The sequence below is a fragment of the Hydrogenophaga sp. IBVHS1 genome (assembly GCF_002127265.1).
In the GTDB taxonomy this organism is placed as follows: domain Bacteria; phylum Pseudomonadota; class Gammaproteobacteria; order Burkholderiales; family Burkholderiaceae_C; genus Hydrogenophaga.
In genome coordinates this window covers 2,487,445-2,514,305 of record NZ_NFUU01000001.1, presented here as the reverse complement: position 1 = coordinate 2,514,305, position 26,861 = coordinate 2,487,445, and the positions used below count along the sequence as shown (strand labels likewise).

Below are 26,861 nucleotides of genomic sequence, written 5' to 3'. Positions count from 1 at the left end.
AGCCCTTTCATGCATCGTCGAGATGTTTTGCTGCGGCTCATGGCTGCCGCCGCAGGCGCGCCTGTGCTGGCGCCGTCGGCCGTACACGCCAGCCCCGGTTGGCAGCCGGCCTTTGCCACGCCACCCGCCGACCTCCCTTTGACGCGGGCCAGGGTGCGCGGGCGCTTCCCCGATGCGCTGGCCGGCACGCTCTACCGCAACGGTCCGGCAGGACACGACCTGGGTGGCGAGCGCTACCGTCACTGGTTCGATGGTGACGGCATGGTGCACCGCTTCCTGATCGCCGGTAGCGAAGTGCACCACCAGGGGCGCTACGTGGCCACACCCAAGCGCGTGGCCGAGACCACGGCCGGCCGCCGCCTCACCGAAGGCTTTGGCACCGTGTTCAAAGATCGCGAATCGGCCGCATCGCCCGACAGCATGAACGCCGCCAACATCAGCGTGCTGCCGCTGGGCGACGACTTGCTGGCGCTGTGGGAGGGCGGCTCCGCCACCAGGCTGGACCCACTCACGCTGCAAACACACGGCATAAAGACCTGGCGGGCCGACCTGGAAGGCGCACCCTTCTCGGCGCACCCCCGCGTGGAGGCGGACGGCACAGTGTGGAACTTCGGCGTCAGCGCCCACCACGGCCTGCTGTTGCTGTACGAGATCGGGCCCGACGGGGCATTGAAGCGCGCCGACGCCTTGCCCGTGAGTGACCTGCCGATGGTCCACGACTTTGCCGTCACGGCCCGTCACCTGGTGTTTTTGCTGGCGCCTCTGGTGTACGACGCAACGCGCCGCGAAGCGGGAGCGAGCTTCCTGGACTCTCACGTGTGGCGGCCGGAGCAAGGCATGCGCGCGCTCGTCATCGACAAGCACGACTGGAAGCAGCAACGCCAGTTTGAATTGCCCACCGGTTTCCTCTTTCACATCGGCAACGCATGGGAAGAAGACACGCCCGCCGGCACCGTGATCCACCTGGACTACGCGCGCTCTGCCGACGCGCGCGCCCTGCTGGTGGATGCTCGCGAGGTGATGCAAGGCCGCCTCGCCGGCACACCGGGGCCGCGCCTCACGGTGCTGAAGCTCCACCTGCGCAGCGGCCAGGTCTTGCAGACGGACCTGGGCATCGAAGCCGAGTTTCCCTGCATCGACCACCGCCTCGTCGGCGGGCGGCATCGCCATGTGTTCCACGCCACCTCCACCGTGGGCGGGCTACCCATGTGGAACGCCATCGCCTGCACCCACGTGGAAACGGGTGCTTCGCAACGCTTCCGTTTTGCACCGGGCGCCATCGTGGAAGAGCATGTGTTCGTGCCCGACGCATCGTCGGGCTCATCACCAGGCTGGGTGCTCGGCACCGTGCTGGACCAGGCCAGCCAGCGCACCGTGTTGTCCTGCTTCGCGGCAGACGCTTTGGCCGACGGCCCCGTGGCGCAGGCCACGCTGCCGTACGCGCTGCCGCTGGGGCTGCATGGGGCGTTTGTCTCAGGCGCCGCCGTCGTTTCGGAGAAGCCAACGTGAGTCCCGCCTGTCTCAATCAGAATTGAGCATTGCAGAGCTCATCTGCTCCCCTCGCAAGGCCTGCGAACAGTCCAAACCTCAACACCGACCTGCAATGATTACAAAGAAGTCCATCTCCGAGACGCTGTCTGGAGTCAAGTACCTTCCCAATCGAACGCCGGCCTCTGGTTTCAACGGGGAAACCTCTGGCGTGTTCGCGCTCGTGTCGACATGTCGGGATGGCGCAATCTACATGGGCCACTACTCTGGCAGCAGTGAGTGGGAGCGTCACCAGAATGGCGACGAACTGGTTCTCGCCATCGAAGGTAGCACCACAGTCGTTCTTCTCGTTCAGGGTGCTGAACAGCGCGTGCATCTGGTCACGGGAGAATTCGTCGTCGTTCCAGCTGGAACGTGGCACCGCTTTGAAGAGTCGATTTCACTCAAGGTGATGTCTGTGACGCCAACCCCAACGGATCATTCTCTTGACCGCCCCGACGCATAACCGTTGGGCTGCACTCACTGAGCGCTTGTAGCTACGCAGGCAACCGCCGCCCCAACTCCCCATCTCCACTGATCGTGATCAGCAGCTTCTGCGTGGCACGTGTGGCTGCCACATACAGAATGCGCGCTTCCTCTTTCTCGTCCTGTCCTGCCGCCGGCATGTGCCCCACGCCCGGCAAGGCCACCACCGGGAATTCAAGCCCTTTGCTCACCTTCATCGTCATCACCTGAATCAGGTCGGCACCGGGCTGGTAGTCGCCTGAGCGTTTGCGCACCTGGTGGGGCAGGCCGCGTTGCCTCAGCGCCATGGCGCACAAGTCCATGCTGTCCCAGTCTCGGCAGAGGATGGCCATGTCGCCCCAGGCAAAGCCTTCCTTGTGCGCGGCCTTCAGGTGGTCGGCTACTGCAAAGGCTTCGTCGCGCGGGCGGGGCAGGCGGATGATGACGGGCGCTGCGCCGTCTCGGCCGCAGCTCACGGGTTTGACGAGTGGAATGCCGTCGTCGTCCTTGTCGTCCGCCGTCAGCAAGTCCGCCGCGATGAGGCTGGCGGTTTGCAGAATCTGCCGCGTGTTGCGGTAGTTGATTTTCAGGATGGTGGTGCGGCCCTGCGCCTGCACGCCCACGCTCTTGAAGCTGAACTGCCTGGAGCGCGCTCGCTCGTAAATGCTTTGCGCATCGTCATACAGCAGCAGCAGGCTGTTGGTGGTCTGGTCCACCATCTGCGTCACGAGCTTCAGCCACTCGGGCGCGAAATCGTGGCCCTCGTCGATGAGCACGGCCTGGTATTGGCCGCCCGGAATCTGCTGCCGCTCCACACCGCGAATCACGTTGTCCACCATGCGGTCGAACATGTGTTGCGAGCCTTGGGGCGGAATGGGCTGGCCGAAAGCCACCAGTTGCTGGCGGCACCACTTGTGGAAGTTGCGGGCGTGCACGCGGTCGGCCAGGCCCTTGGCTTCCATCACGCTGGCCAGCTTCACCGCCAGCGGCTCGTTGTAGCAAAGGATGAGGACCGGTTTGCTCGTGGGCGTGCTCGCCCTGGCCAGGTATTCGGCGCGGTAGCCGAGGATCATCGTCTTGCCCGAACCCGCCACACCATGAATAACGCGATGCCCATCGCCCAGCGAGCGGGCCAACTGCTCCTGCTGCAGGTCCATCACCCGCATGATGGTGGGCAGGTCGGCCTCCGCGTCCTGGTCGTCAAACAGCGAACCCTGCGGCTCCACCCGCACCTGCGGAAACATGATCCAGCGCACGCGGTCCAGCTGCGGCAATGAAATGGCGCCGCCAAACGAGTGCGCAAACATGCCCCACAGCCGCTGCTGAAAGCGCTCGGCATCCACCGACTCTTCCATCTCGTCCTTGCAGATCACGTAGTGCGGTTCGATGGCCTCGGCCAGCCCCGCCGCATCGAACTGCTTGCGCGTAATGCGCGTTAACACCACGCCGTGCCCCCAGGGGAACGCCAGCTTGCCCTGGTGCGGGCCAGAGGCCTGCACCAACTGCGGGTCCCGCTCCAGCGCATTCACCACCTGTATCGCACAGTGCCGCGCCTGCGCCAGGGGATTCATCAACACCTTGGGCGTGTTGCCGTTGCCCAGGATCGTCCAGTACTGCCTGGTCGCGTTCTGAATCGTTTCCAGGTGCCAGTCCTTCGTCTCCAGCACCAGCAAGCCACGGCGCGGGTGCAGCACCACAAAGTCCGGGTACGTCTGCTTGGGGCCAATCGGCACGTTGTGCCAGAGCAGGTAATCGTCGTCCAGCTTCTGTTCCAGGCGCTCGGCGAGTCGGCGTTCGCCGGTGGAGTCGAATGACGTGGTGCCTATGGATGGGATCAGTGTCGCCATGCGTGGTGGTCTCCTTCCCTGATGCGGTGGTCAGTGGGCATCATTGCGCATTGAGCCTGGAAGTACGAGGAGTGGGCGCGATTTTCTTATCGAGTATCTCCGCAAAGGGCGATAGGTCGTCGATGCAGGTAGCACCGATTGCTCGCCGGACTGAGATGGATTCGATATGCTCAACTCATGGCAAACAATAAGAACCAACATTTTGTTCCTCGTTGCTACTTGAGAGCCTTCACCCAGGATGGTGAGAGCCTCGCCATCAATCTTTTAAATCTGAGGCTAGAGCGCGCAATTGCTTCGGCGCCAGTCAAGAATCAATGCTCGGGGGATTATTTCTATGGACAGGATGATCGCCTTGAAGCAGCGATTCGAGCCGTCGAAGGAAGTTATGCCAGCGTGGTAGCAAAGATTTTGACGCCCCGATATGAATTGAACGGCGATGACAAAAGTGCGCTTCGCATCTTCATGCTCTTTCAGCACATGAGGACTGAGGCGGCGTCTAGGCGCTTGGTAGAGATGTTTGCGGGGATGGAACAGAAGTTTGGTGTGCCATTGCCAGACGTCAGGCCGTCAGTCAAAGAAGCGGTTCAAATGGCGATGAGAGCCTTTGGAGAACAAATGGACCTTTTCAGCGATTTGAAGATCTGTTTGATACGCAACAGGACGAAAAAGCCATTCTTGACTTCTGATGATCCAGCAGTAGTCGCGAACCGTTGGCATAAAGAAGATCTTCGGACTCGCAATCTGTCTCCAGGGTTGATGTCCTGTGGAACGACAGTCTTCCTCCCTTTAAACCCTCGCATTCTGTGTATTGCGTATGACGGTGACGTCTACAGCATTCCGCACGAGAGAGGGTGGACCGAAATGAGGGATGAGGCGGACGTAGCAGCGTGCAACGAGCAGCAGTTTTTGAACGCGTGGGCAAATGTCTATTTCCAAGATTGGAATGACCATCAATGGGTTCGGGGTTCGTACCAAGCAGTGCAAAGTCGCAGGCTCGGTAGCCGACACCGTGTGACCTACGCAGTGCTCGATAAGTCTGATGAAAGACACAAGCGATACAGAGTAGTGGAACGTCCTGAGGCTCACGCGCACGACGAAGCGCTTCTACATACCCAGTCCCTTTCGCCCACTCCTTCACGTTGGCCAAACCTGCTGCGGTGGCGGGCGAAGGGTCACGTGTTCACAAACGGATCAGGTGCCGGATACATCCGAGCGGCCAAGACAGCATTTCGGCGCTCTGCTGATTTTTGGCGCGAGCCTTCTAGGCGGTGAAAGCATCCGGTTTGAACCGAAAACCAGCGGCATCTCCACTAAGTCACCATCGCGCCTGTCTACCAACGAGCCAATAAGAAGTTCTGCCCACGCCGGCGGCGCATTCGATTCGGTGCAACACATTCTCCGGAGGTCTAGCCTGTGAGCTGTGAGCTGTGAGCCGTTTGCCGTTTGGCGCAGCCTGCATTCAGTGGGCTACTCCGCCCTCCGAATAGCGCGAAGCTGAACTAGCTTGTGATCTCCATATGGAGTGAGGGCCCAGTACTTGCCAGTGTCGGTGACGCTTCGCTTTTTTTGACTTTCAACGATTAAGCCTAAAGCTCGGAACTGGACGATACAGGTATCGATCTCGGACCCGGGCACCGTTGCGCTCACTCCGAACGTTTTTTGGTTTTTCGGGATATCCGCGTCATCTTTGAAAATCCTAACGGCGTCAGCTGCCACATATGACGAGATCGCGCTGCGAAGTCTGCCATCCGAGGCTTCGTTCAAGAGCGCTGGCGCGACGTGAGCGAACAGGTCGTCCCATGAATACAGGATGGGATATGGGTTCCATTCATGAGAGCTGGTTTCAACCTTCACTTGAATTTCGTGCGCGTCGTTTCCTTGCGCAAGTCCCGCTGTTTCAGGAGATGGAAGCGTCCGACTCGCAGATAACTCAACCTCCAGTTCAGCGACACGCTCCTTGAGCAAAAGTACGTCTTCTATGCGTGCCCCAGTAGGAACAGAATCTGCGCGCACCCAGCCGACTGCTGGGTGCCTCTTGATCATCGCAGTCAAGCTGACGATCACGCTCGCCTTGAGGTCATGTGCGCTCGTCCAGAACTGACATGTGTGGCGGCTGCGCACCTTCTCGCGGAATTTCTCCAGACGCTTCCACTGGGCTTCGTCTATATCGGTCTTGTCACGGGGTATCAGTCCGGGATCGCTGTGTAGGAGTGCAATCACCGGCTTCTTCTGCTCGTACGCATAGTCGTATTCCTTCTCGGTGTAGCCCAAGCCATCTGCGTGCAGGCTGCCGTACTTCCTGCCCACGATGAGCACGTAGTAGTCGGATTCGTCAATAACACTCTTGATGAGGATCCAGGCCGAGTCGTCCGTAGCCGGAAACAGTTCCATTCCGGCCGGCATGTGGTCGAGTTCAAGTATGGCCTTCAAAACCGCCTGCCGCTCCTCAACTAGATCGAGATATGTTGAAGAAACGAAAATCTGAAATCGCTTGTTGTTGGTCATTTGCGCGTCTAAGAAATGCACATTCGGCGGCAGCATTATGGAGGCGCCGATTAGCGGCGTCAGCATCCGCTTTGAATCCATCCCGACGTGTCGTACGAGTGAGCCTCAACAGGCCGCTGAAGCAGCAGCCACGAAACTTCTCTGACCTAGCGCGCAACAGCGGTCATACGTGCTTGCTATGTCGACCGACAGTACTCCGCCCTAAGCCGACCCCCACGCAGCATTGGGACCTACGCAGGACGGCCCACTGCAAACACATGTGATCCGAACTTCACCTCTGAAGTATCACGGCAGCTGGCTTCGCCTCGCTGCTGTCACGTTGCGCCAATTTCACATACGACGGCTCGAACTGCTTTGCGTACTCATACAGTGCCGCGTTGATGCGATCAGCTTCAGGCGAGTAGTGCGCCTCCCTGTGGCAGTTGGGGCAGAGGGCGACGCAGTTCCAGACGCGGTCGCTTTTGCCCGCCCCCAGGATGTGATGGACGTCCAGAAATCCTGGGTATGTACGCGTGTCCTCGCATCCCTGTCGCTCACAACCCTCAGTTGCTCTTCTGACGACCGCGCGTCGTACTCGAGGGTCCCGCTTTACGCCTGAGGATTGCGTCTTGACTCGCGGCGCCTTGTCGCTGCCGTACATCGAGTAATCGACGGGCATGTCGTCTACTGAGTCATCCGCCGGCGCTACTGTGACCTGCATCCGCATTAGGTCGATGACGCCGGGCCAATCCCAGAGGACGTCTGTGACCTCCTTAGCTGCCGCACGTCGCAGGTCCATCAGATACAGGGTCGGACTGCCGCCATTCTCCGCGTGATTCTTTTTCTGTCCTTTGAGCTTCCCCGCGTCAATCAAGCGCTGGCTTACCTCACGTTGCTGTTCCCAGATCGGTCGCACGGCTGCAATCGGGATCAGTGCGCCAAGCTGGATGCTAGTGTCATCCCCTTGCACGATCAGGTAGTGAGTGATACCTGCCTTCTTCTGGCGTTCCATCAGGCTGTCAAAGCCTGTGACCCAATCCCCATGCATGCGGGCAGCAAGCTGGCTGGCGGAGTAGTTCCGCTTCGGAGCTCTGTTGTTTGCCCACGTCCAGCAAATCTTCACTCGGATGCAAATCGGGTGACCGTCGAAATCCGTGGCCTTGATGATCTGTGACTGGCCGTCCTTCCCTACTCGGTCACGGTGGTCGTCTAAGTCGCTTAACCCGCGAGCTTCCAAAAAGGGCGAGATCAAGTCACGCGTCAGTGCTTCCGCTTCAAAGCTCTCAACACCACGGAAGGCGCGCTTACCATCTGCCATCACGGAACCTCCATAGCTGTATCCTGAATTGATTGGTCTGATAGTAGGGGTCTGCGAGACGCACTATTTAAGGGTCTTGAGCACGGCGGCCACTGCTAGCAGGATCACTTGCGTAAGGATAAGGGCCAGTGCAACTGGTTTCACTGAGGCGTTTTCCCTATAAAAGTTGAAACCCGACATGGGTTCTCCAACGCATGCCGGAATCGTGCGCGATGCCCAGTCCTTTGCCTCGCCTATACCTGCTTCCGTCGTACAAAACCAGTGCGACCGGGATTGGCGTCCCGCTAGCCTTCTACCGTTGAGATAGCTGCAACGCGCATGCGTTGTGGCTATCTTCTTTCTCGTCTGTGCCTGCCTTTATGGTGGCCCGGATGGGGAGACGCAAGTCTCGCCGGCTTTGGTAAATGGCTCCGGTACGCCAACCTGTTCGGGCCACCGCCACCTCTCACAAAGAGATGGCGCTGGTGACCTCCAACAAGACAGGAAGGCACATGCAGTCACAACAACTCCACTAACCCAACCCTTTCGCAGCCCGCCCCCGCCTGGCCGTGCTGATCGACGCCGAAAACGCGCGCGCCGCGCAGGCCGCTCAGCTCATGGCGATGGTGGCGAATTTCGGCAAGGCCACGGCGTGGCGGGCGTATGGCGACTGGACCACCACGCAACTCGCGCCGTGGAAGAAGCTGTTGCACACGCTCTCCATCCGGCCTTGCCAGCAGTTCCGCTTCACCAAGGGCAAGAACGCCACCGACTCGGCTTTGATCATGGATGCGATGGAGCTGCTGCATGCGCGCAGCGTGGAAGGCTTCTGCATCGTGTCTTCGGACCGCGATTACACGGGGCTGGCTTCGCGCATTCAGGACACGGGGTTGGCGGTGTATGGCTTTGGCCAACACGGGCGGGCCCTGCAGCGTATCGCCGTCAGACCGGGCCCACGTATTCGCCGCGTGCCGGGTAGTCCTTGGCAATCGCGAAGTCGATGGCGCCGAGCAGGTCCTGGAACGCGGGCCTTGCAAAAGGCATGGTCTGTACCGCGCCGTAGTAAAGGGTGCCGTCGGGCTTCACCAGGAACACGCCCGGCTCGCTGAAGACGGCGGGCTCTTCGATCCCGATGGAGGTTGTGCCGCGCGAGGTGCTGAGGTACAGGCCCCACTGGCGGGCGTTGGCCAGTCCCAGCCCGTAGCCAAATTTCACCGTCTGCGCGTTCACCTTGGTCGCCATGGCCTGGGCGCGCTCCGCATCGTCGCTGCTGGCCGCCAGCATGGCCACGCCGCGCTTGGTGAATTCGGGTGCCAACCGCTCGAGCTCCATCAGGTACTTGGCGCAGATGGGGCAATGCAGCCCGCGGTAGAACACGATCAGGTCGAAGCGCTCGGGTGGCGCGGCGCCGAGCACGAACCGCCCGCCACCCACGAGGGGCAGGGCAAGAGCGGGAACTGGTTGGCGTGGCACAAGAGCAGTGGCGGTCATGGGGAGGTCCTTGGGCGGTTGGTGAAAGATATCGGGTTGGGTATCGGTTTCGCGTCGGTGGCTGCCTCGCGTCAGTCAGGGCGCCAGCATCACGCGCAGCGAACTGCCGTTGGCCAGTGTGGCGCAGGCGCCGCCCTGCAGGGGAGAAAGGCGCTCGATGCGGTCGGGCAGCGGCATTGCATCGCCGAGCTCGGTCCAGCGGCCCGGCGCGTCCCAGCGCAGCGCGTGCAGCGCGCGCAGGGTCATGTCGGGCACCACCACGGTAGGGCGCTGCCCTTGCCCCTGCACGATCACCGCAAGCGCCTGTTCGATGTCACCCATGCGGTGGTTCGACACATCGAGTGCACGCGCGTAAGGCACCAGGGCCGGTGGCCGGTAGTGCAGCAGTTGCAGCTCCCCGCCAATGTGGGGGGTGAGCACCATGGCCAGGTCGGGCCGCCCATCGGCGTCGAAATCGTCCACGCCAACCGGGTTAAGCCAGCGAAATGTGCTGCCGGCAAAGGCGCTGCGCGCACGCTCCACCATTGCTGGGCCGTTGGCCGAGTGCTCGATGCCCAGCACCACGAGCGATGCGCCCTTGAGCGCGTCGGCCTCCACCAGCACGATCTCCTCGCTGCCATCGCGGTCGATGTCGACGATGCGAGGCACGCGGTCTTCGTACACCCGGTGCAGCGGCAGGCGCAACTCAACCACCTGCCAGGAACCAGAACGCGAGCGCACCAGCGCGTGCACGCTGGCGGCGTGGGTGGGCGAACCCAGCGCGCGGTGCGGGTAGCGCAGCGTGGGCGAGCCGAGCCAGGCCCAGGCCACGTCGTGCCGACCCGCCGCAGTCTGGCTGTCGGCAATGCGTTGTGCCGCTTGCTCGGGCAGTGGCCGCAGCGCAGGTGCGGCAATCGCCTCGCGGGGGCAAGTCTGGGCCTGGGGCGAGATCGTCAGGCCCATGGCGCTCGCGGCCAGCGGCTGGACGATGGCCAACAGGAACACCCAGACCCATGGCGCAAAGGCGGGTGGTCTGCGTTCGCGTTGTCGCGGGCTGGGATGCGGGTGGGTTGCAGCGGGCATGGACGTTCGTCGTTTCTGGGCGCTCAACCTTACGCGACGGCAACGGCAATATAGACCGAGCGCAGGGCAAGCGAAATCGCTATATTGCTCTGACCGCGCACGCGGAGCCACGCACAGGAGATGCCATGCAGTCCAAAGATCACTGGGAGCAGGTTTACACCACCAAGGCCTCTTCGGGCGTGAGCTGGTTTCAGGACCACGCCCGGCAGTCGATGCAGCTCATTCACCAGACCGGCGTGGACAAGGACGCCGGCATCATTGATGTGGGCGGTGGTGCTTCTACGCTGGTCGACGATCTGCTGGAAGAGGGCTATGCAAAGGTCACAGTGCTGGACCTTTCCGAGGCGGCCTTGTCGGCCTCGAAGTCCCGCCTGGGCCCGCGCGCTGAAAATGTCTCGTGGCTGGTGGGCGACATCACCCGCGTGGAGCTGCCACGCCATGCGTATGACGTCTGGCATGACAGGGCCGTTTTTCATTTCCTCACTGCGCCTGCCGAACGGGAAGCCTACGTTCAGGCGGTGTTGCGCGCCGTCAAGCCCGGCGGCCACGTGATCGTGGCCACATTTGCAGAGGACGGGCCGGACAAGTGCAGCGGCCTGCCGGTGATGCGCTACAGCGCCGATGGCCTGCATGCCGAGTTCGGCGCGCCGTTCACCTTGCTGCAGCAGGAGCGCGAAGAACACCACACGCCGTTCGGCACGGTGCAGAAGTTCATCTACTGTTTGTGCCGGAAGGAGCCGAATTGAGGGTGCCGTTCGCAGCCAGCTCACCCCGAGCCTGCCGCAGCACGGTCCAGCCACCGTGCAGGGCCAATGCCGCCATCAGGCTCGCCACCAACAGATCGGGCCAGGCGGAGCCGGTGCCGAACACGCCGAGTGCGGCCATGAACACGGCCACGTTGCCGATGGCATCGTTGCGCGAGCACAGCCACACGCTGCGCATGTTGGCGTCGCCCTCGCGAAAGGCGTACAGCATCCACGCCACGGCCACGTTGGCCGCCAGCGCCATCAGCGCCACCACACCCATGGTCATGGCCTGCGGCACGCCGCCGTGCCACACCGACCACACCGCAGCGCCCAGCACATACAGGCCAAAGCCCATCATGCTCACGGCTTTCAGGATGGCCGCGCGCGCACGCCATGCCAGCGCCGAGGCGAGCACCGCGAGCGATACCGCGTAGTTCATCGCATCGCCAGCGAAGTCCACCGCGTCGGCCAGCAGCGAGAGGGAACCCGCCTGCACGCCCGCGCCGATCTCCACCAGGAACATGGCGGCGTTGACGATCAGCGCGATCCAGAGGATCTTGCGGTAGCGCGGCAGGTTGACGATGGCTTCGGTTTTCGGGGTTTCGTGGTCACAGCAATGAGCAGACATGTTTTTCCTTTCAATGCCTGCATTGGAAACCCTGGAGCCGCTACGGTGTCAAGCGGTTCTTTCCGCACTTGATCCCTGTCACTTGCCGGCAGGCGGCATGGTGCCGCCCGGCATCCGCTGCATCATCATTTCCATCATGGTCTGCATCATGTCCATGCGCTGCTCCATCATCTGGTGGTGCCTGGGCATGTCCATGGGCATGTCTTTCATTCCAGACATCCCTGGCATGCCCGGCTTGCCGTGCACTCCCTTCATGCCTTTCATCATCGCCATGCCTTCGTGCATGGATTTCATGTGCTCATCCATCAAGGCCTGTCGCTCGGCTGGCGTCTTGGCATTCATCATCTTGTCGCGCATGGCCTGCATGTCTCTCATGTGGTCATGCATGCCCTCCGGCGACCCGGACGGTGACGCAGCCGCTTGATGCGCAGCGTGTCTTTCGGCGTGAGCGGATGACATGGGTCCCGCTCCAGGTGCGTTCGGGTTCGCACAGGCGGTCAGCAGGAGCGCGGTGGAAAGCGTGAGGATGGTGTAAGTGGTTTTCATGATGGTGCTCCGTGTGCAGCGAGTGTCGATAGAGGCATGTATGAGTCAGCAAGCGGCGGAAACGTTTCAAGCCTAGACCTGGGCGATGGAGCTACCTTGACGCAGATCAAGAAAGCCGACCACCAGAGCTTTCCGAACTGAGCGGGCGGCTGTGGAAGCAGCCGCTGGTCATGTCAGAGAGCTTCATGGTGCAATTCGGCTTCTGCTGGGGTTGGTGCTTAGTCAGCGCGCTCGCAATACCGCACTTTCCTTGCCAGTATTACCCTCGGCCTAGAATCGCCGACATGGCTTCCCGGTCCACCCTCATGCTTCACCCCCTGCTCGCGCAGCACCTGCCTTCCCTGGCCGGTGCCGCCGTGGTGGCTCGCAAGCAAATGGGCACGGCCGGTGCGCGCCAGCCGCTCGCACATTCCTGAGCCCGGCGATACCTCTTCTTCCCCTTTTGCGCTAACCATCCATCGCCGGGCCCACAGCCAGGCGCGATGGCGGCCGCTGCATTTCCCTGGCAGTGCGGCCGCACCCGATGGAGTGCATTCATGCCTAAGACTTTGACCCGTGATCGACTGATCACCGACCTTGACCATGCGCGGCTGACGAACCTGCGCGATGCCGGCTTGCCGCCCGAGCTGGCGGACTCGCTGGACACGCTGGACGTGGTGCCGTCGCGCGAGGTGCCGCCCGATGTGGTCACCATGTATTCGCAGGTGCTCATCGAAGAAGCGAATGGCCACAAACGCCAGAAGCTCACGCTGTGCTACCCGAACGAAGCGGAGCCGCACAACGGCTTCATTTCGGTGTTCTCGCCGGTGGGTGCGAGCCTGCTGGGCCAGCGCGTGGGCGATGTGGCCCGCTGGCGCACACCGAATGGCGATGTGTGCGAAGCCGAGATTGCTTCCCTGCTGTTCCAGCCGGAAGCCAGCGGCGACTACACCACGTAGCGAAGGATGTCCCATGGCCTTCATCGATTCCATTCTCGCCATCACCGATTTCTCGGCACCTTCCGAATGCGCTCTGGATCGCGCCGCGCTGCTGGCCAGCCAGCATGGCGCGCCACTGCGGCTGATGTACTTTGCTGAGGAACCGCACCACTACTTGACAGACCCGGTGGCCCGGCTGGCCCAGCGCGCTCGCCAGCTCGCGCGGCGTCATGGCATTCGGGTGCACGCGCTACATCGACACCCGGTGGAGGTAGGCCACATCCTCGAAGAAAGCCGCTCTTCCGGTCTGCTCGTGGTTGGACCGCAGTGGCGGAGAAACTGGAAGTGGTTTTTTCTGGGCACAAGGCTGGATCAGCTGGTTCGAGAAAGCCGGTGCCCGGTGCTCGTGGTGAGGCAGGCGGCGTCTCGCGATTACGCCGATGTGCTGGTGGCGGTGGATCTCTCGCCACGCTCGCGCGAACTGATCGGCTTCGCCAGCCAGTTCGCCCAGGCATCCAGCGTGAAGCTCTTCCACGCCATCAACTCCGTGGCAGATTCCCGCCTGCGCCTGGCAGATGTGACGCCGGAGGCGCGGCAGGCCTGGCGTGTCGACTCGCGACTGCGGGCGAGGGAACGCCTGCTGCAGCTCACGCGCACGCTGCGCTCGCCAGGCAGCGGGGTAGAGGTGCAGGTGGGCAACGGCGACCCGGCCTATCAGGCTGCGGTGGAGCAGCAGGCCAGCCGGGCCGAGCTGGTGGTGGTGGGCATGCGCCAGGCTTCCACGCTGGCGCGGCTGTTGGTGGGCAGCGTGGCCCAGCGGCTGGCCCGTTGGGCAGAGGGCGATGTGCTGGTGGTGCCGCTGTCTCGCAACGCAGAGTCGGCGAGCGCGCTCAGTCCTCCAGCACGCGCACCTTCACGCTCTTGCCCTTGATGCGCCCATCGTTCAGCCGGCTTGCCACCTGCTGGGCGATGTCGCGGTCCACCGCCACGTAGGTGGACCATTCGTTCACGTTGATCTTGCCCACCTGTTCGCGGGTGTAGCCCAGGTCGGCGGTGAGCGCACCCAGCACGTCGCCGGGGCGAATCTTTTCCTTGCGCCCGCCCTGGATGTGCAGGGTCACCATCGGCGGCACCAGCGGCTCATTGCTCGCGGCCTTCAGCTCGCTCACCGAGTGCCAGGTGGATTCGCGGCCTTGCAGTTGTTCGATCCTGCCCACACTGCCCATCTCGTTCAGGCTGGCCAGGTTCAGCGCCAGGCCGCTTTCACCCGCGCGGCCGGTGCGGCCAATGCGGTGGATGTGCACCTCGGGGTCGGGCGTCACGTCCACGTTGATCACGGCGGCGAGGTTTGCAATGTCCAGCCCGCGCGCGGCCACGTCCGTGGCCACCAGCACGGAGCAGCTTCGGTTGGAAAAGCGCACCAGCACCTGGTCGCGCTCGCGCTGCTCCAGTTCACCAAACAGCGCCAGCGCGCTGATGCCCTGCGCCTGCAACACGGCCACGAGGTCGCGGCACTGCGCCTTGGTGTTGCAGAAGGCCAGTGTGCTGGCCGGGCGAAAGTGCGCCAGCAGTTTGCTCACGGTGTCCAGTCGCTGGTTCTCGGTGATCTCGTACCAGCGCTGTTCAATCTGCGCGCCCGCATGCTGCGCCTCCACCTTCACCGTGAGCGGGTCGCGCATGAACTGCGCGCTGAGCTTGGCGATGCCTTCCGGGTAGGTGGCGGAGAACAGCAGGGTCTGTCGGTCTTTGGGGCACTGCTTAGCCACGGTCACGATGTCGTCGAAGAAACCCATGTCGAGCATGCGGTCGGCCTCGTCGAGCACCAGAGTGTTCAGCGCGTCCAGCTTCAGGCTGGCGCGTTCCAGGTGGTCCATGATGCGGCCGGGCGTGCCCACCACGATGTGCGCGCCGTGCTCCAGCGTGGCGAGCTGCCCACGCAGCGGCACGCCACCGCAGAGTGTGACGACCTTGATGTTGTCTTCCGCACGCGCGAGGCGCCGGATTTCGGTGGTTACCTGGTCGGCCAGCTCGCGCGTGGGGCACAGCACCAGCGTCTGCACGGCAAAACGCCGGGGGTTCAGGTTGGCCAGCAGGGTGAGCGCAAAGGCAGCGGTCTTGCCGCTGCCGGTCTTTGCCTGGGCAATGATGTCCTTGCCCAGCAACGCGGGCGGCAGCGCAGCCGCCTGGATCGGCGTCATTTCGCTGTAGCCGAGCTGCTGCAGGTTGGCCAGGGTGGCGGGGGAGAGGGGGAGGGACGCGAAGTCGGTCGGGGAAGCGGTGGTCATCCCCGATTATCGAGGGTGAAGAAGAACGTGGCGCCCTGGTCCACCTCGGCCTGCACCCACACGCGGCCACCATGGCGCGCCGCGATGCGCTGCACGATGCTCAGGCCAATGCCGGTGCCCTTGAATTCGGCTTCGCTGTGCAGGCGGCGAAACGGGCTGAAAAGCTGGTCGGCAAAGGCCATGTCGAAGCCCGGGCCGTTGTCGCGCACGAAGAACACGCGCTGGCCGTCCTGTAGTTCTTGCCCCACTTCGATGCGCGTCACTTCGCGTTTGGCGCAGAACTTCCAGGCGTTGCGCAGCAGGTTGTCGAGCACGCTGCGCACCAGCACCGGGTCGCCATGTGCAGTGAGCCCGGCGGCAATCTTCACGTCGGCCAGGCGTTCGTGGTCGGTCTCCATCTGCTGCGAAAGAATATCCGTGGCCATCTCGCTCAGGTCCACCTCGCTCAGTTGCGGCGTCACCGTAGAGAGTTTCGACAGGCTCAGCAGCGCGTCGATCAGGTTGCCCATCTGCGTGCTCTTGTCCGAAATGCGCGCCAGCAGCTTTGCGCCGTCGTCGCCCAGGGCGTTGCGGTGTTCCTCGAGCAGCACATGGCTCAGGCCCGAAATGGACCGGATGGGCGAGCGCAAATCGTGCGCCACCGAGTAGCTGAAGGTCTCCAGCTCCTTCAGGCTCTCGCGCAGTTCGGTGGTGCGCTCGTTCACCATCTGCTCCAGGCCTTCGTTGAGCCGCTTCAGGCGAATCTCGGCGTGCTTGCGCCCGGAAATGTCCTGCACCACGCCGCTGATGCGCTCGTCCGACATGGGCGTGGCGTCCACCTTGATCCAGCGCTTGGGCCCCTCGGTGCCGAGCAGCCTAAATTCCTCGCTGAACTGCTTGAGCGGCTCCAGCACTTCGCGGAACTTCGCTTCCACATGCGCCCGGTCTTTTTCGTCCACGCCGGCCAGGAAATCTGCCAGCGTCAGTGGCATGTGGGGTTCGCGGCCCAGCAGGCGGGCGGTCTGCTGACTGATGGACATGGCGGTGGTCACGGTGTCGAGCTCCAGCACCCCCATGCTGGCTGCGTCCAGCGCCTGCTGCAGCAGCCGCTTGTTCTCAATCAGTGCTTCTTCCACCGTGTGGCGCTCCAGCGCCATCTGAATGGTGGCGTGCAGTTCGCGTTCCGAGAAAGGTTTGATCAGGTAGCCGTAGGGGCTGGTCTTTCGCGCGCGCTCGAGCGTGGAATCTTCTGAATACGCGGTGAGGTAGATCACCGGAACCGGGTTGTTTTTCTTGAGCAGCGCGGCCACCTCGATGCCGTCCATGTCGCCCTCGATGTGGATGTCCATCAGCACCAGGTCCGGCCGGGTCTGGCCGATCAGTTCCAGGCTTTCCTGGCCCGACACCGCCACGGCGGGCACGTCGTAGCCGAGTTGCGTCAGGCGCTGCTGCAGGTTGAACGCGACGATCGTTTCGTCCTCCACGATGAGGATGCGCGCCGGTGACCTCATTTTTCTTCCCCCAGTTGAAAGCTCAAGGTGAAGCGGGTCGGTTGCCCGCGCTGGATCTCGAGTGCGCCGTGCAGTTGCCGCGTGAGCAGGTGCACCAGTTGAAGGCCGAGGGACCCGGTTTTGAGAAGGTCCAGGTCGTCGGGAATCGGGGCGCCGTCGTTGCTGATGGAAAGCTCCACCCGGTTGTTGCCATCTTGTGCGATGGCCACATCGATGGTGCCGTTCTGCTGGTCCGGAAAGCCGTGCTTGAGCGCATTGCTCACGAGTTCGTTGACGATGAGTCCGCAGGGGATGGCCTCGTTGATGGGCAGACTCACATCCGGTGCGTGAATGTGAATGCGAACCTGGTTAGAGAGGTGTCCATAGGCCTCAGTGAGGCGTGGCAGGAGTTCGTCCAGGAAGCGCTGGAAGTTCACCCGTGCGAAGTTTTGTGACTGGTAGAGCGTCTGGTGGATCAGCGCCATCGATCGGATGCGGTTCTGGCTGTCGCGCAGCATGCCCGCCACGGCCTTGTCTTCGCTTCGCAAGGCCTGCAGGTCGAGCAGGCTGTGAATCACCTGCAGGTTGTTCTTCACGCGGTGATGCACCTCGCGCAGCAGCAGGTCTTTTTGCTGCAGGGCGTCCTGTATGCGCTTCTCGCTCTGTTTGCGTTCGCTCAGGTCCAGGATCACCGACAGCACCATCGGCCCCTCGCCGGTCTGCACCGGGTTGATGCCGATCTCCACCGGGAATTCACTGCCGTCTTTTCGCAGGCCGCTCAGGTCTCTGCCAGCACCCATGGGCCGTGCGTTGGTCTCGGCGAGGAAGCCGCTGCGGTAGGCCGGATGCCGCCCGTGATAGCGCGCAGGAATGAGCTTCTCCACCGTGTGCCCGATCAGCTCGTCGCTGCTGTAGCCGAACGTGGTCTCGGCCAACTGATTCAGGCGCGTGATTTCGCCACGCTGGTTGACGACGATCATGGCCACCGGGATGCGGTCGAACGCCTGTCCCAGATATTCATCCAGCTGGATCCGCTTTTCCGTCATGGCGGGCATCCTAGTCTTCTGCTGCTCAGTTGCCTTGCTCCAAAACCCGCGTGGCCGTCACTCAGGCGTCCCACAGGAACATCCGTGCATCCACGTCACCTGTTTCATCCCCCACCTAGAATCCCGCCACTCAAACCAAAGACCACGGTTTTTCAATGTCGCTCCTGAATCCCGAACCCTTGCCTTTGCATGTGCTGTTGTTGGGCGCCACCGGCTTTATTGGCAGACATGTGCATGCAGCGCTGCAAACGCGGGGCGTGCAGGTGCTTCGCGTGCGCAGGCCGCGAGGCGGGCAGGGCGATTCGGCCGGCGCATGGAAGCCGATGCTGCTGCACACGATGCGCGAGCCAGCCGCATGGCAAGCCCACCTGCAAGACATCGACCTCGTCATCAACTGCGTGGGCATCCTGCGCCAGCGCTGGGGTGAGAGCTACGAAGACGTGCACCACCGCATGCCTGCAGCGCTGGCCCGGGCCTGTGCCCTGGCGGGCGTGCGGCTCATTCACACCTCTGCGCTGGGATTGTACGAAGGCGCGAAGAGCCGGTTTCTTTCCAGCAAGCTGCGGGGCGAACAGGCCATCCAGGCGAGCGGGGCAGACCATTGCATCGTGCGCCCGTCGCTCATCGATGGGCTGGGCGGTTTCGGCGCAAGCTGGCTGCGCATGCTGGCAAGCTGGCCGGTGCACTTTGTGCCACGCGGCGCCACCGGCCGCATCGCCGCGCTGCAGGCTGCCGACCTGGGCGACGCCTTTGCGGTGCTGGCGCACATGCCCAGCTTTTCTTCGCAACGCGAAGCCAACCTCGGCGGCGACCGGCTGTTCGCTTACCGGCACTACCTTCAGGTGTTACGAGGGGTGGAGCACACGGAATCGCCGGTGAAGCCTGCCGTGCAGGTACTTCTGCCCGACTGGGTCAGCCGCGCGGGCGCCCACCTGTGCGACCTGTTCCGCTTCAGCCCCTTCAGCTACGGCCACTGGATCCTGCTGCAGCGCGACAACATGCCGATGCCCAATGCGCTGCCACAGTTGCTGGGACGAGCGCCCTTGCCGGTGACGCACAGACGCACGGGATTGCGGGAAGACTTTCGACTGTCTTGATCACATATTGTCAATGGCATCGACCATGTTTATACTTCGTTTAAACATTTTGAAGGAACCTCCATGGCCGAAGCCATTCTTGATATCAAGCATTGGGGCAACAACCTGGGCGTGCGCTTGCCCGCGGCGGTGGCCAAGGCCGCACATCTGCACGCTGATCAGCGCGTTCAGGTTTCCGTGGAAGAGGGACGGGTGATCATCACGCCGCTGAACGATGCCGAGCGGACGTTGGCGCAGCGCCTGGCGCGCTTTGATCCGGTGCGCCACGGCGGCGAAGCCATGCCGGTGGGCCGCGTTGGGGCAGAACGTTGGTAACGCGCGCAGCCGCGCCCCGCGCGGCCCTACCCAAAACCCGGCGAGTCGACTGGGTGCCGGCGCGGCAAGAGATCATCTGGATCAACTGCAACCCGCAGGCAGGCCGCGAGATGCGTGATATGCATCCGTTCCTGGTGCTTTCTCCCGTTGAATTCAACGCGGCAACATCGCTGGTGATTGGCCTGCCCATGACCACTGCGGCCTACAACGCAGACAACCCGTTTGCGATTGCGGTGGGCGCTGCTACCGGCAAGAAGGCCGGCAAGACGAGCTACGTGTTGTGCCACCAGCCAAAATCATTTGATTGGCGACATCGCGATGCCTCGCCCCACCCGATGGGCAAGCTGCCAAACGCTCCTTTCGCCCAAGCTTGCGTCGTGCTCAATCAGATCGTGCAGGTCGCCCCTGATTGAGGAGGTGGGTGCCGTTCATTCGGCGCTGTGCAAAGCCGCCATCTCCTGATCACTGAACCCCGCCGCCCGCCGCGCCGCCTCGTTGAACGGCGGCTTCAGCCTTGGCGCTGAATGCTCGCGCGCCAGCCGCCGGTAGTGAGACAGGGGCTCGATGCCTTGTTGCGCACACAGCCAGCCGTACCAGCGGTTGCCCACGGCCACGTGGCCGATCTCGTCGCGCAGGATCACGTCGAGAATCTCCACCGCTCGATCCGCCTCGGGCGTGCCCACCTTGCGCAGCCGCGCCTGCATGGGGGGCGTGGCGTCCAGGCCGCGGGCCTCCAGCGTGCGCGGCACCAGCGCCATTCGGGCCACCACGTCGTGCTGCGTCCTCACGCACATCTCCCACAGGCTGTTGTGGGCGGCGAAGTCACCGTAGTCGTGGCCCATGCTTTGCAGGTGGTTGCGCAGCAGCGTGAAGTGAATGGCTTCCTCGTGGGCCACGAGCAGCCAGTCGGTGTAGAAGTCGTCCGGCATGTCGGAGAAGCGCCAGACGGCGTCGAGCGCGAGGTTGATCGCGTTGAACTCGATGTGCGTGACCGCGTGCAGCAGCATGGCCAGGCCACCGGGTGTGAAGGGCGAGCGCTGCGGCACGTCTTTGGGTGGCAGCAGTTCGGGGCGGGCAGGTCTGCCAGGGAGGGCGACATTCGCGTCGGGCTCCAGCGGCTCGGCGGCGTCGAGCCGGGCATGGCCTGCCTGCTGGGCCTGAAAGAGGGCGTGGGTGGCGGCCACCTTCAGGCCCGGTTCGGTGATGCACAGGGCGCGCAAGGCTTCGCCACGCAGGGAAACGGCAGGCACGGCAGACAGGGGAGACAGAGGCAGAACAGCTTGCATCCCTACAATTCTAGGTTTCGCGAACGGAGACTCACACATGGCGATCTACGAACTCGACGGTACGGCCCCGCAACTGGCCGATTCGGCCTGGGTGGCCGACAGCGCGCAGGTGATGGGCAACGTGGTGCTGGCCGAAGACAGCAGCGTGTGGTTTGGCGCCGTGCTGCGCGGCGACACGGAAACCATCACGGTGGGCAAGGGCAGCAACATTCAGGACGGCAGCGTGCTGCACGCCGATGTGGGCTTTCCGCTGACGCTGGGCGAGCACGTGACGGTGGGACACCAGGTGATGCTGCACGGCTGCACCATTGGCGATGAAACACTCATCGGCATTGGCGCCACTGTGCTCAACGGCGCGAAGATCGGCAAGAACTGCCTGGTCGGGGCGCGTGCGCTGGTGACCGAGGGCAAGGAGTTCCCCGACGGCAGCATGATCTTTGGCAGCCCGGCCAAGGTGGTGCGAAGCCTCACGCCCGAGCAGATCGAAGGCTTGCGCCGCAGCGCGCAGCACTACACCGAGAACGCCGAGCGCTACCGCAAGGGCTTGAAAAAGATCGGCTGACCCCGATGTGCAACGATTCGATTTTTCTGAAAGAAGCGCTTGTCCGAACTCCACAAATTTGTCTTTGAAGGCCTGCCGGTGCGCGGCATGCTGGTGCGCCTGACCGACGCGTGGCAGGAGATTCTGCAGCGCCACCGCGATGGCGGCGGCTACCCCACGGCCGTGACGGAACTGCTGGGCGAAATGACGGCGGCGGCCACGCTGATGCAGGCCAACATCAAGTTCAACGGCGCGCTGATCATGCAGATCATGGGCGACGGCCCTGTGAAGCTGGCCGTGGCCGAAGTGCAGCCCGACCTGAGCCTGCGCGCCACCGCCACCGTGGTAGGCGAAGTGGCGGCGAATGCGCCGCTCTCTCACATGGTCAACGTGACCAACCAGGGCCGCTGCGCCATCACGCTCGACCCCAAAGACCGCCTGCCCGGCCAGCAGCCCTACCAGGGCGTGGTGCCGCTGTATGGCGACAAGCGCGAGAAGCTGGAGAAAATCAGCGAAGTGATCGAGCACTACATGCTGCAAAGCGAGCAGCTCGACACGCGCCTGGTGCTCGCCGCCAATGAGCACATGGCCGCTGGCCTGCTGATTCAGCGCATGCCACTGCAGGGCGCCACCAACCTGGCGGGCGTTTCCCAGCAGCGCGATGAAGACCAGATTGGCCAGAACGAGGACTACAACCGCATCGCCATCCTCGCCGCCAGCCTCAAGCGCGAGGAACTGCTGAGCCTGGACGCCGACACCATCCTGCACCGCCTGTTCTGGGAAGAAACCGTGCGGCGCTTCGAGCCGCTCACCGGCGCCGAAGGTCCCCGCTTCGCCTGCACCTGCTCGCGCGAACGCGTGGGCAACATGCTGCGCAGCCTGGGGCGCGATGAGGTGGAGTCCATTCTGGAAGAACAAGGGCAGGTGGAAGTGGGCTGCGAGTTCTGCGGTGCGCAGTACCGGTTTGACCCGGTGGATGCGGCGCAGGTGTTTCTGCAGCCCGAGCTGCAGCCGCCATCCACCGACCAGAAGCAGTGATCTGGTAGAGGGAGAGGGGCTTACTCCCTCTCCCTCTGGGAGAGGGTTGGGGTGAGGGCTCCCCGCGCCAGCAGCCCCGTGAACAGCCGGTGTTCACACTCAGGATCGCTGCAGTTCTCACAACTCCACCGACCACGGCCCAGCGTCAACGCGGGATCGTCCACCACCAGTGATTGCCCGATCACGTGGCCGATGGCGCGCAGCGCCTGCTGCACACGCACAGCGCCGTGGCCATGCACGATCTGGAATGCGGTGCCGGCACGTTGCAAGGCTTCGCGAAGCAGCGCATCGGCGGCTTCGCCACGCTGGCCGTCGGCGGGGTCCGGCGCGAGGAGCAGGGTCAGGCCGTACCGGCCTGGTTCGGCGAGTGCCGGGATATCGTCGATCACCACGTCCAGACCGGGGGCCTGCAACGCCAGTTCCTGCCGCAGCGCGGCGGCCAGCATGGCCTTGCCGCTGGCCTCGCCCCCGAGCAACGCCACTCTGGTGGCCATCAGCGCTTGTTTTGCGCGATCTGCACGAAGATTTCGTTGGGCTTGACCATGCCCAGTTCCTGGCGCGCGAGTTCTTCGACCATCTCCGTGCCTTCCTGCAGGTCGCGCACCTCGCTGGCCAACTGGTCGTTGCGCAGTTGCGCATCGCGGTTGGCCTGGTCCAGAGTGGCCAGTTGCTGCTTCATGCTGGCCACCTGCGGCACGCTGCCGCGCCCAAACCACAGCTGCAGGTGCACGGCCAGCAGCAGTGCAATCAGCAGGGCGGGGATGAAGCGGCGGGCCATGGGGGCGGAGGTTACCTGAGGTTGTAGAAGGCGTCACGGCCTGGATAGACCGCCACCTCGCCCAGGTCTTCCTCGATGCGCAGCAGCTGGTTGTACTTGGCCATGCGGTCCGAGCGCGAGAGCGAACCGGTCTTGATCTGGCCGGCGTTGGTGCCCACCGCAATGTCGGAAATGGTGCTGTCTTCGGTTTCGCCCGAGCGGTGCGAAATGACGGCGGTGTAGCCGGCGCGCTTGGCCATTTCGATGGCGGCGAAGGTCTCGGTGAGGGTGCCGATCTGATTGATCTTGATCAGGATCGAGTTGCCGATGCCCTTGTCGATGCCTTCCTTGAGGATCTTGGTGTTGGTGACGAACAGGTCGTCGCCCACCAGCTGCACCTTCTTGCCCAGTCGGTCCGTGAGCACCTTCCAGCCATCCCAGTCGCCCTCGGCCATGCCGTCCTCGATGCTGATGATGGGGTACTTGTCGACCCAGCTGGCGAGCATGTCGGTCCACTCCTCTGCGCTCAGGGAGATGCCGCCTTCACCCTCGAGCACGTACTTGCCGTCCTTGAAGAATTCGCTGGCCGCGCAGTCCAGTCCCAGGGCGATCTGGTCGCCAGCGGTGTAGCCGGCCTTTTCGATGGCCTGCAGGATCATCTGCAGCGCGGCTTCGTGGTTTTCGACCGACGGGGCAAAGCCACCTTCGTCGCCCACGGCGGTGCTGATGTGCTGGTCGTGCAGGATGGCCTTGAGCGCGTGGAACACCTCGGCACCCCAGCGCAGCGCTTCGCGGAAGCTCGGTGCGCCCACGGGGATGATCATCAGTTCCTGCAGGTCCAGCGAGTTGTTGGCGTGCGCGCCGCCGTTGATGATGTTCATCATGGGCACCGGCATCTGCACCGCGCTCATGCCGCCGAAGTAGCGGTACAGCGGCAGGCCGGCTTCTTCAGCCGCAGCGCGGGCCACGGCCATGGAAACGGCGAGCATGGCGTTGGCGCCCAGGCGGCCCTTGTTGTCGGTGCCGTCGAGGTCGATCAGGGTCTTGTCGAGAAAAGCCTGCTCGGAAGCATCGAGGCCCAGCACGGCTTCGGAAATCTCGGTGTTGATGTTCTCCACCGCCTTGAGCACGCCCTTGCCCAGGTAACGAGCCTTGTCGCCGTCGCGCAGCTCGATGGCTTCGCGCGAACCAGTGGACGCGCCCGAAGGCACGGCCGCACGGCCCATCACGCCGCTCTCCAGCAACACGTCGCATTCGACGGTGGGATTGCCGCGGCTGTCCAGGATTTCGCGGCCAACGATGTCAACAATTGCACTCATGGATTCAATACCTTTGGATCAAAAACAGAACAAGGGAAATCAGACGCTGAAACGGTCTTCGAGGAAGCCATTCTTTTTGGTCACCGCATCGAGTGCGAGCAGGGTTTCCAGCAGCGCCTTCATGTGCTGGAGCGGCACGGCATTGGGGCCGTCGGACAAGGCCTTGGCCGGGTCGGGGTGGGTTTCCATGAAGAGGCCGGCCACGCCCACGGCCACGGCCGCGCGGGCCAGCACGGGCACCATTTCACGCTGGCCACCGCTGCTGGTGCCTTGGCCGCCTGGCAACTGCACGCTGTGCGTGGCGTCGAACACCACCGGCGCACCGGTCTCGCGCATGATCGCCAGGCTGCGCATGTCGCTCACCAGGTTGTTGTAGCCGAAGCTGGCACCGCGTTCGCAAGCCATGAAGCGGTCTTCGCTCAGGCCGGCTTCCTTCGCGGCGGCGCGCGCCTTGTCGATCACGTTCTTCATGTCGTGCGGCGCGAGGAACTGGCCCTTCTTGATGTTCACCGGCTTGCCGCTCTGCGCCACGGCACGGATGAAGTCGGTCTGGCGGCACAGGAAGGCCGGGGTCTGCAGCACGTCGCAGACTTTTGCGGCGTCCGCAATGTCTTCTTCGCTGTGCACGTCGGTGAGCACTGGCACGCCGAGTTCGCGCCTGACCTTGGCCAGAATCTCAAGGCCCTTTTCGCGGCCTGGGCCCCGGTAGCTGGTGCCGCTGCTGCGGTTGGCCTTGTCAAAGCTGCTCTTGAAGATGAAGGGAATGCCCAGGCTGGCGGTGATTTCCTTCAGCTGGCCCGCCACGTCCATCTGCAACTGCTCGGACTCGATCACGCAGGGGCCTGCGATGAGGAAGATCCGTTGATCGAGGCCGATGTCGAAGTCGCAGAGTTTCATGCGGGGGTGCCGGTGCTTTTGGGTGGGTTCAGGCTGTGGCGAGCGCTTCAGCGCCCTGCGCCTGGTGCGTCAGCGCCGCCTTCACATAGGCGTTGAACAGCGGGTGCCCGGCCCAGGGGGTGGACTTGAACTCGGGGTGAAACTGCACGCCCACGTACCAGGGGTGCACGGTCTGCGGCAGCTCGATGATTTCGGTGAGCTGCTCGCGCTGCGTGAGCGCAGAAATAACCAGGCCGGCACTGCGCAACTGGTCGAGGTAGTTCACGTTGGCCTCGTAGCGGTGGCGGTGCCGTTCGGTCACCACGTCGCCGTAGATGCTGTGGGCCAGCGAGCCCTTGGAAACATCGGAACTCTGCGCGCCCAGGCGCATGGTGCCGCCCAGATCGGAACTGGCGGTGCGCTGCTGAATGCTGCCATCGGCGTCTTTCCACTCGGTGATGAGGGCGATCACCGGGTGCGGGGTGTCGGGCTCGAACTCGGTGCTGTTGGCGTCCTTGAGCCCAGCCACATGGCGCGCGTATTCGATGGTGGCCACCTGCATGCCGAGGCAGATACCGAGGTAAGGCACCTTTTTCTCGCGCGCGAAACGGGCTGCGCAGATCTTGCCTTCAATGCCGCGCTTGCCGAAGCCGCCGGGCACCAGGATGGCGTCGAAGCGGCTGAGCGTGGTGGACACGTTGTCGGGGTGGATCGTCTCGGAGTCGATGTACTCGATCTGCACCTTGGCGTGGTTCTTCATGCCGGCGTGGCGCAGCGCTTCGTTGAGCGATTTGTAGCTGTCCGAGAGGTCCACGTATTTGCCGACCATGGCGATCTTCACCGTGGACTTCGGGTGCTCGACCTCGTACACCAGATCGTCCCAGCGCTGGAGCTTGGCCGGCGGCGTGTTGATGCGCAGCTTGTCGCAGATGAGGCCGTCCAGGCCCTGCTCGTGCAGCATGCGCGGCACCTTGTAGATGGTGTCCACGTCCCACATGGAGATCACGCCCCACTCGGGCACGTTGGAGAACAGCGAGATCTTGGCGCGCTCGTCTTCAGGAATGGGGCGATCGGCGCGGCAGATCAGCGCGTCGGCCTGAATGCCGATGGCGCGCAGTTCCTTGGCGGTGTGCTGGGTGGGCTTGGTCTTCAGCTCGCCAGCGGCGGCGATCCACGGCACATAGCTCAGGTGCACGAAAGCGGAGTTGTTGGGCCCCATGCGCAGGCTCATCTGGCGCACGGCCTCCAGGAAGGGCAGGGATTCGATGTCGCCCACGGTGCCGCCGATCTCGACGATGGCCACATCGACCGCATCGGTGGTGCCGATGCCCGCGCCGCGCTTGATGAACTCCTGGATCTCGTTGGTGACGTGCGGAATAACCTGCACGGTCTTGCCCAGGTAATCGCCCCGGCGCTCTTTCTCCAGCACCGACTGGTAGATCTTGCCCGTGGTGAAGTTGTTGGTCTTCTTCATGCGCGTTTCAATGAAACGCTCGTAGTGCCCGAGGTCCAGGTCGGTTTCGGCGCCGTCGTCGGTGACGAACACTTCGCCGTGCTGGAAGGGCGACATGGTGCCCGGATCCACGTTGATGTACGGGTCGAGCTTGATGAGGGTGACTTTGAGGCCGCGGGATTCGAGAATCGCGGCCAGGGATGCGGAGGCTATGCCTTTGCCCAGGGAGGACACCACACCGCCGGTGACGAACACAAATTTGGTCATGTCTCGGGCGAGCCGATCGCTCGCAGGAGGTGGAAATGGCGATTATAAATGCCCCCCTCCATACCCCCAGGCTGGGCATTCCCGAACTGCTACATTGCGCCC

The 26,861-nt window shown here is 63.2% G+C and carries 28 protein-coding genes and 1 pseudogene; 13 read left to right on the top strand and 16 right to left on the bottom strand.

Annotated elements, in window-relative coordinates:
• Positions 1-9 precede the first annotated feature (9 nt).
• Entirely contained in the window at positions 10-1,509 is a 1,500-nt protein-coding gene (locus CAP37_RS12070) for a carotenoid oxygenase family protein (protein ID WP_086124384.1), read from the top strand.
• A gap of 94 nt (positions 1,510-1,603) precedes the next feature.
• A complete protein-coding gene (locus CAP37_RS12065) occupies positions 1,604-1,993 on the top strand; it encodes a cupin domain-containing protein (RefSeq protein ID WP_086124383.1) in 390 nt (129 codons plus the stop codon).
• 31 nt (positions 1,994-2,024) lie between these two features.
• Here the strand turns inward: CAP37_RS12065 and CAP37_RS12060 are convergent, their stop codons facing one another.
• Positions 2,025-3,839 (bottom strand): DEAD/DEAH box helicase, encoded by a 1,815-nt coding sequence (locus CAP37_RS12060; protein WP_086124382.1) that lies wholly within the window; start codon positions 3,837-3,839, stop codon positions 2,025-2,027.
• Positions 3,840-4,016: 177 nt separating this feature from the next.
• On the opposite strand from CAP37_RS12060, the gene CAP37_RS12055 reads away from it, so the two are divergent.
• On the top strand, positions 4,017-5,111 hold the full coding sequence (locus CAP37_RS12055; RefSeq protein WP_086124381.1) for a DUF4238 domain-containing protein: 1,095 nt from the start codon (positions 4,017-4,019) through the stop codon (positions 5,109-5,111).
• Positions 5,112-5,306: 195 nt separating this feature from the next.
• Here the strand turns inward: CAP37_RS12055 and CAP37_RS12050 are convergent, their stop codons facing one another.
• Positions 5,307-6,410, bottom strand: coding sequence for a DUF4062 domain-containing protein (locus CAP37_RS12050; protein WP_218776852.1), 1,104 nt, complete (start codon positions 6,408-6,410; stop codon positions 5,307-5,309).
• 205 nt (positions 6,411-6,615) lie between these two features.
• Positions 6,616-7,641, bottom strand: coding sequence for an HNH endonuclease signature motif containing protein (locus CAP37_RS22130; protein ID WP_086124380.1), 1,026 nt, complete (start codon positions 7,639-7,641; stop codon positions 6,616-6,618).
• 596 nt (positions 7,642-8,237) lie between these two features.
• Between CAP37_RS22130 and CAP37_RS12040 the strand changes: the two are divergent.
• Positions 8,238-8,477 (top strand): annotated as a pseudogene (locus CAP37_RS12040) (NYN domain-containing protein); the annotation flags it as partial.
• An 85-nt stretch (positions 8,478-8,562) separates the two neighbouring features.
• Here CAP37_RS12040 and CAP37_RS12035 read toward each other — a convergent pair.
• Together CAP37_RS12035 and CAP37_RS12030 are read right to left on the bottom strand one after the other, a co-directional pair.
• Positions 8,563-9,111 carry a peroxiredoxin-like family protein gene (locus tag CAP37_RS12035; RefSeq protein WP_086124379.1) on the bottom strand — a complete coding sequence of 183 codons (549 nt, stop codon included), beginning with the start codon at positions 9,109-9,111 and terminating at the stop codon, positions 8,563-8,565.
• Between the two features lie 75 nt (positions 9,112-9,186).
• A complete protein-coding gene (locus CAP37_RS12030) occupies positions 9,187-10,173 on the bottom strand; it encodes a VCBS repeat-containing protein (RefSeq protein WP_143435932.1) in 987 nt (328 codons plus the stop codon).
• A 125-nt stretch (positions 10,174-10,298) separates the two neighbouring features.
• Here CAP37_RS12030 and CAP37_RS12025 point away from each other — a divergent pair, with 125 nt between their 5' ends.
• Positions 10,299-10,919, top strand: a complete 621-nt coding sequence (locus tag CAP37_RS12025) for a class I SAM-dependent methyltransferase (protein ID WP_086124377.1) — start codon at positions 10,299-10,301, stop codon at positions 10,917-10,919.
• On the opposite strand, the gene CAP37_RS12020 is transcribed toward CAP37_RS12025, so the two are convergent.
• Complete coding sequence (locus CAP37_RS12020) at positions 10,885-11,547, bottom strand: cation transporter (protein WP_086124376.1); 663 nt, start codon at positions 11,545-11,547, stop codon at positions 10,885-10,887. The two genes, CAP37_RS12025 and CAP37_RS12020, sit on opposite strands and share 35 nt — an antisense overlap.
• 78 nt (positions 11,548-11,625) lie before the next feature.
• Positions 11,626-12,093 (bottom strand): hypothetical protein, encoded by a 468-nt coding sequence (locus CAP37_RS12015; protein ID WP_086124375.1) that lies wholly within the window; start codon positions 12,091-12,093, stop codon positions 11,626-11,628.
• Between the two features lie 284 nt (positions 12,094-12,377).
• On the opposite strand from CAP37_RS12015, the gene CAP37_RS22020 reads away from it, so the two are divergent.
• The 3 genes from CAP37_RS22020 (at position 12,378) to CAP37_RS12005 (ending at position 13,941) form a co-directional block, all read left to right on the top strand.
• On the top strand, positions 12,378-12,509 hold the full coding sequence (locus CAP37_RS22020) for a hypothetical protein (RefSeq protein ID WP_256926953.1): 132 nt from the start codon (positions 12,378-12,380) through the stop codon (positions 12,507-12,509).
• Positions 12,510-12,629: 120 nt separating this feature from the next.
• Positions 12,630-13,031 carry a GreA/GreB family elongation factor gene (locus tag CAP37_RS12010; RefSeq protein WP_086124374.1) on the top strand — a complete coding sequence of 134 codons (402 nt, stop codon included), beginning with the start codon at positions 12,630-12,632 and terminating at the stop codon, positions 13,029-13,031.
• Positions 13,032-13,044: 13 nt separating this feature from the next.
• Complete coding sequence (locus tag CAP37_RS12005; RefSeq protein WP_179190196.1) at positions 13,045-13,941, top strand: universal stress protein; 897 nt, start codon at positions 13,045-13,047, stop codon at positions 13,939-13,941.
• Here CAP37_RS12005 and dbpA read toward each other — a convergent pair.
• Genes dbpA through CAP37_RS11990 form a run of 3 tightly spaced genes read right to left on the bottom strand, consistent with a single transcriptional unit; the run spans position 13,901 to position 17,810 of the window.
• Positions 13,901-15,295: an ATP-dependent RNA helicase DbpA gene (gene dbpA, locus CAP37_RS12000; protein WP_086124372.1), complete on the bottom strand. Its 1,395-nt coding sequence runs from the start codon at positions 15,293-15,295 to the stop codon at positions 13,901-13,903. The genes CAP37_RS12005 and dbpA overlap by 41 nt on opposite strands.
• A complete protein-coding gene (locus CAP37_RS11995; protein ID WP_086124371.1) occupies positions 15,292-16,785 on the bottom strand; it encodes a hybrid sensor histidine kinase/response regulator in 1,494 nt (497 codons plus the stop codon). Before CAP37_RS11995 ends, dbpA begins: the two co-directional genes overlap by 4 nt.
• Positions 16,782-17,810, bottom strand: coding sequence for a sensor histidine kinase (locus CAP37_RS11990; protein WP_256926952.1), 1,029 nt, complete (start codon positions 17,808-17,810; stop codon positions 16,782-16,784). The genes CAP37_RS11995 and CAP37_RS11990 overlap by 4 nt, the downstream gene beginning before the upstream one ends.
• A gap of 155 nt (positions 17,811-17,965) precedes the next feature.
• On the opposite strand from CAP37_RS11990, the gene CAP37_RS11985 reads away from it, so the two are divergent.
• The 3 genes from CAP37_RS11985 (at position 17,966) to CAP37_RS11975 (ending at position 19,635) form a co-directional block, all read left to right on the top strand.
• Entirely contained in the window at positions 17,966-18,907 is a 942-nt protein-coding gene (locus CAP37_RS11985; RefSeq protein WP_086124369.1) for an NAD-dependent epimerase/dehydratase family protein, read from the top strand.
• Between the two features lie 63 nt (positions 18,908-18,970).
• Positions 18,971-19,222: an AbrB/MazE/SpoVT family DNA-binding domain-containing protein gene (locus tag CAP37_RS11980; protein WP_086124368.1), complete on the top strand. Its 252-nt coding sequence runs from the start codon at positions 18,971-18,973 to the stop codon at positions 19,220-19,222.
• Positions 19,223-19,275: 53 nt separating this feature from the next.
• On the top strand, positions 19,276-19,635 hold the full coding sequence (locus tag CAP37_RS11975) for a type II toxin-antitoxin system PemK/MazF family toxin (RefSeq protein ID WP_256926951.1): 360 nt from the start codon (positions 19,276-19,278) through the stop codon (positions 19,633-19,635).
• Positions 19,636-19,650: 15 nt separating this feature from the next.
• Here CAP37_RS11975 and CAP37_RS11970 read toward each other — a convergent pair whose 3' ends face one another.
• Positions 19,651-20,508, bottom strand: a complete 858-nt coding sequence (locus tag CAP37_RS11970) for a ferritin-like domain-containing protein (protein WP_086124366.1) — start codon at positions 20,506-20,508, stop codon at positions 19,651-19,653.
• 37 nt (positions 20,509-20,545) lie between these two features.
• Between CAP37_RS11970 and CAP37_RS11965 the strand changes: the two genes are divergently transcribed.
• Both CAP37_RS11965 and CAP37_RS11960 read left to right on the top strand, forming a co-directional pair.
• Positions 20,546-21,070 (top strand): gamma carbonic anhydrase family protein, encoded by a 525-nt coding sequence (locus tag CAP37_RS11965; RefSeq protein WP_086124365.1) that lies wholly within the window; start codon positions 20,546-20,548, stop codon positions 21,068-21,070.
• A 39-nt stretch (positions 21,071-21,109) separates the two neighbouring features.
• A complete protein-coding gene (locus CAP37_RS11960) occupies positions 21,110-22,087 on the top strand; it encodes an Hsp33 family molecular chaperone HslO (RefSeq protein ID WP_086124364.1) in 978 nt (325 codons plus the stop codon).
• Positions 22,088-22,107: 20 nt separating this feature from the next.
• Here CAP37_RS11960 and CAP37_RS11955 read toward each other — a convergent pair whose 3' ends face one another.
• From CAP37_RS11955 to CAP37_RS11935, 5 genes are read right to left on the bottom strand one after another with little or no spacing between them, the layout of a single operon-like run.
• Positions 22,108-22,581, bottom strand: coding sequence for a hypothetical protein (locus CAP37_RS11955; protein WP_086124363.1), 474 nt, complete (start codon positions 22,579-22,581; stop codon positions 22,108-22,110).
• A complete protein-coding gene (locus CAP37_RS11950) occupies positions 22,581-22,865 on the bottom strand; it encodes a septum formation initiator family protein (protein ID WP_086124362.1) in 285 nt (94 codons plus the stop codon). Before CAP37_RS11950 ends, CAP37_RS11955 begins: the two co-directional genes overlap by 1 nt.
• A gap of 11 nt (positions 22,866-22,876) precedes the next feature.
• A complete protein-coding gene (eno, locus tag CAP37_RS11945; protein WP_086124361.1) occupies positions 22,877-24,163 on the bottom strand; it encodes a phosphopyruvate hydratase in 1,287 nt (428 codons plus the stop codon).
• 39 nt (positions 24,164-24,202) lie between these two features.
• Positions 24,203-25,060 carry a 3-deoxy-8-phosphooctulonate synthase gene (kdsA, locus tag CAP37_RS11940; protein ID WP_086124360.1) on the bottom strand — a complete coding sequence of 286 codons (858 nt, stop codon included), beginning with the start codon at positions 25,058-25,060 and terminating at the stop codon, positions 24,203-24,205.
• A gap of 28 nt (positions 25,061-25,088) precedes the next feature.
• Positions 25,089-26,759 carry a CTP synthase gene (locus tag CAP37_RS11935; protein ID WP_086124359.1) on the bottom strand — a complete coding sequence of 557 codons (1,671 nt, stop codon included), beginning with the start codon at positions 26,757-26,759 and terminating at the stop codon, positions 25,089-25,091.
• Between the last annotated feature and the right edge of the window lie 102 nt (positions 26,760-26,861).

What these genes read in the sequence shown, in the direction of transcription:
- CAP37_RS12070 (WP_086124384.1), top strand. Translation starts at nt 10, where the DNA reads ATGCATCGTCGAGATGTTTTGCTGCGGCTCATGGCTGCCGCCGCAGGC.
- CAP37_RS11965 (WP_086124365.1), top strand. Translation starts at nt 20,546, where the DNA reads ATGGCGATCTACGAACTCGACGGTACGGCCCCGCAACTGGCCGATTCG.
- kdsA (WP_086124360.1), bottom strand. Translation starts at nt 25,060, where the DNA reads ATGAAACTCTGCGACTTCGACATCGGCCTCGATCAACGGATCTTCCTC.
- CAP37_RS12010 (WP_086124374.1), top strand. Translation starts at nt 12,630, where the DNA reads ATGCCTAAGACTTTGACCCGTGATCGACTGATCACCGACCTTGACCAT.
- CAP37_RS11970 (WP_086124366.1), bottom strand. Translation starts at nt 20,508, where the DNA reads ATGCAAGCTGTTCTGCCTCTGTCTCCCCTGTCTGCCGTGCCTGCCGTT.
- CAP37_RS12030 (WP_143435932.1), bottom strand. Translation starts at nt 10,173, where the DNA reads ATGCCCGCTGCAACCCACCCGCATCCCAGCCCGCGACAACGCGAACGC.
- dbpA (WP_086124372.1), bottom strand. Translation starts at nt 15,295, where the DNA reads ATGACCACCGCTTCCCCGACCGACTTCGCGTCCCTCCCCCTCTCCCCC.
- CAP37_RS12055 (WP_086124381.1), top strand. Translation starts at nt 4,017, where the DNA reads ATGGCAAACAATAAGAACCAACATTTTGTTCCTCGTTGCTACTTGAGA.
- CAP37_RS11995 (WP_086124371.1), bottom strand. Translation starts at nt 16,785, where the DNA reads ATGAGGTCACCGGCGCGCATCCTCATCGTGGAGGACGAAACGATCGTC.
- CAP37_RS11950 (WP_086124362.1), bottom strand. Translation starts at nt 22,865, where the DNA reads ATGGCCCGCCGCTTCATCCCCGCCCTGCTGATTGCACTGCTGCTGGCC.
- CAP37_RS12015 (WP_086124375.1), bottom strand. Translation starts at nt 12,093, where the DNA reads ATGAAAACCACTTACACCATCCTCACGCTTTCCACCGCGCTCCTGCTG.
- CAP37_RS11955 (WP_086124363.1), bottom strand. Translation starts at nt 22,581, where the DNA reads ATGGCCACCAGAGTGGCGTTGCTCGGGGGCGAGGCCAGCGGCAAGGCC.
- CAP37_RS11985 (WP_086124369.1), top strand. Translation starts at nt 17,966, where the DNA reads ATGTCGCTCCTGAATCCCGAACCCTTGCCTTTGCATGTGCTGTTGTTG.
- CAP37_RS12025 (WP_086124377.1), top strand. Translation starts at nt 10,299, where the DNA reads ATGCAGTCCAAAGATCACTGGGAGCAGGTTTACACCACCAAGGCCTCT.
- CAP37_RS12035 (WP_086124379.1), bottom strand. Translation starts at nt 9,111, where the DNA reads ATGACCGCCACTGCTCTTGTGCCACGCCAACCAGTTCCCGCTCTTGCC.
- CAP37_RS12050 (WP_218776852.1), bottom strand. Translation starts at nt 6,410, where the DNA reads ATGCTGACGCCGCTAATCGGCGCCTCCATAATGCTGCCGCCGAATGTG.
- CAP37_RS12065 (WP_086124383.1), top strand. Translation starts at nt 1,604, where the DNA reads ATGATTACAAAGAAGTCCATCTCCGAGACGCTGTCTGGAGTCAAGTAC.
- CAP37_RS12005 (WP_179190196.1), top strand. Translation starts at nt 13,045, where the DNA reads ATGGCCTTCATCGATTCCATTCTCGCCATCACCGATTTCTCGGCACCT.
- CAP37_RS12060 (WP_086124382.1), bottom strand. Translation starts at nt 3,839, where the DNA reads ATGGCGACACTGATCCCATCCATAGGCACCACGTCATTCGACTCCACC.
- CAP37_RS12020 (WP_086124376.1), bottom strand. Translation starts at nt 11,547, where the DNA reads ATGTCTGCTCATTGCTGTGACCACGAAACCCCGAAAACCGAAGCCATC.
- CAP37_RS11935 (WP_086124359.1), bottom strand. Translation starts at nt 26,759, where the DNA reads ATGACCAAATTTGTGTTCGTCACCGGCGGTGTGGTGTCCTCCCTGGGC.
- CAP37_RS11980 (WP_086124368.1), top strand. Translation starts at nt 18,971, where the DNA reads ATGGCCGAAGCCATTCTTGATATCAAGCATTGGGGCAACAACCTGGGC.
- CAP37_RS11990 (WP_256926952.1), bottom strand. Translation starts at nt 17,810, where the DNA reads ATGACGGAAAAGCGGATCCAGCTGGATGAATATCTGGGACAGGCGTTC.
- CAP37_RS22130 (WP_086124380.1), bottom strand. Translation starts at nt 7,641, where the DNA reads ATGGCAGATGGTAAGCGCGCCTTCCGTGGTGTTGAGAGCTTTGAAGCG.
- CAP37_RS22020 (WP_256926953.1), top strand. Translation starts at nt 12,378, where the DNA reads ATGGCTTCCCGGTCCACCCTCATGCTTCACCCCCTGCTCGCGCAGCAC.
- eno (WP_086124361.1), bottom strand. Translation starts at nt 24,163, where the DNA reads ATGAGTGCAATTGTTGACATCGTTGGCCGCGAAATCCTGGACAGCCGC.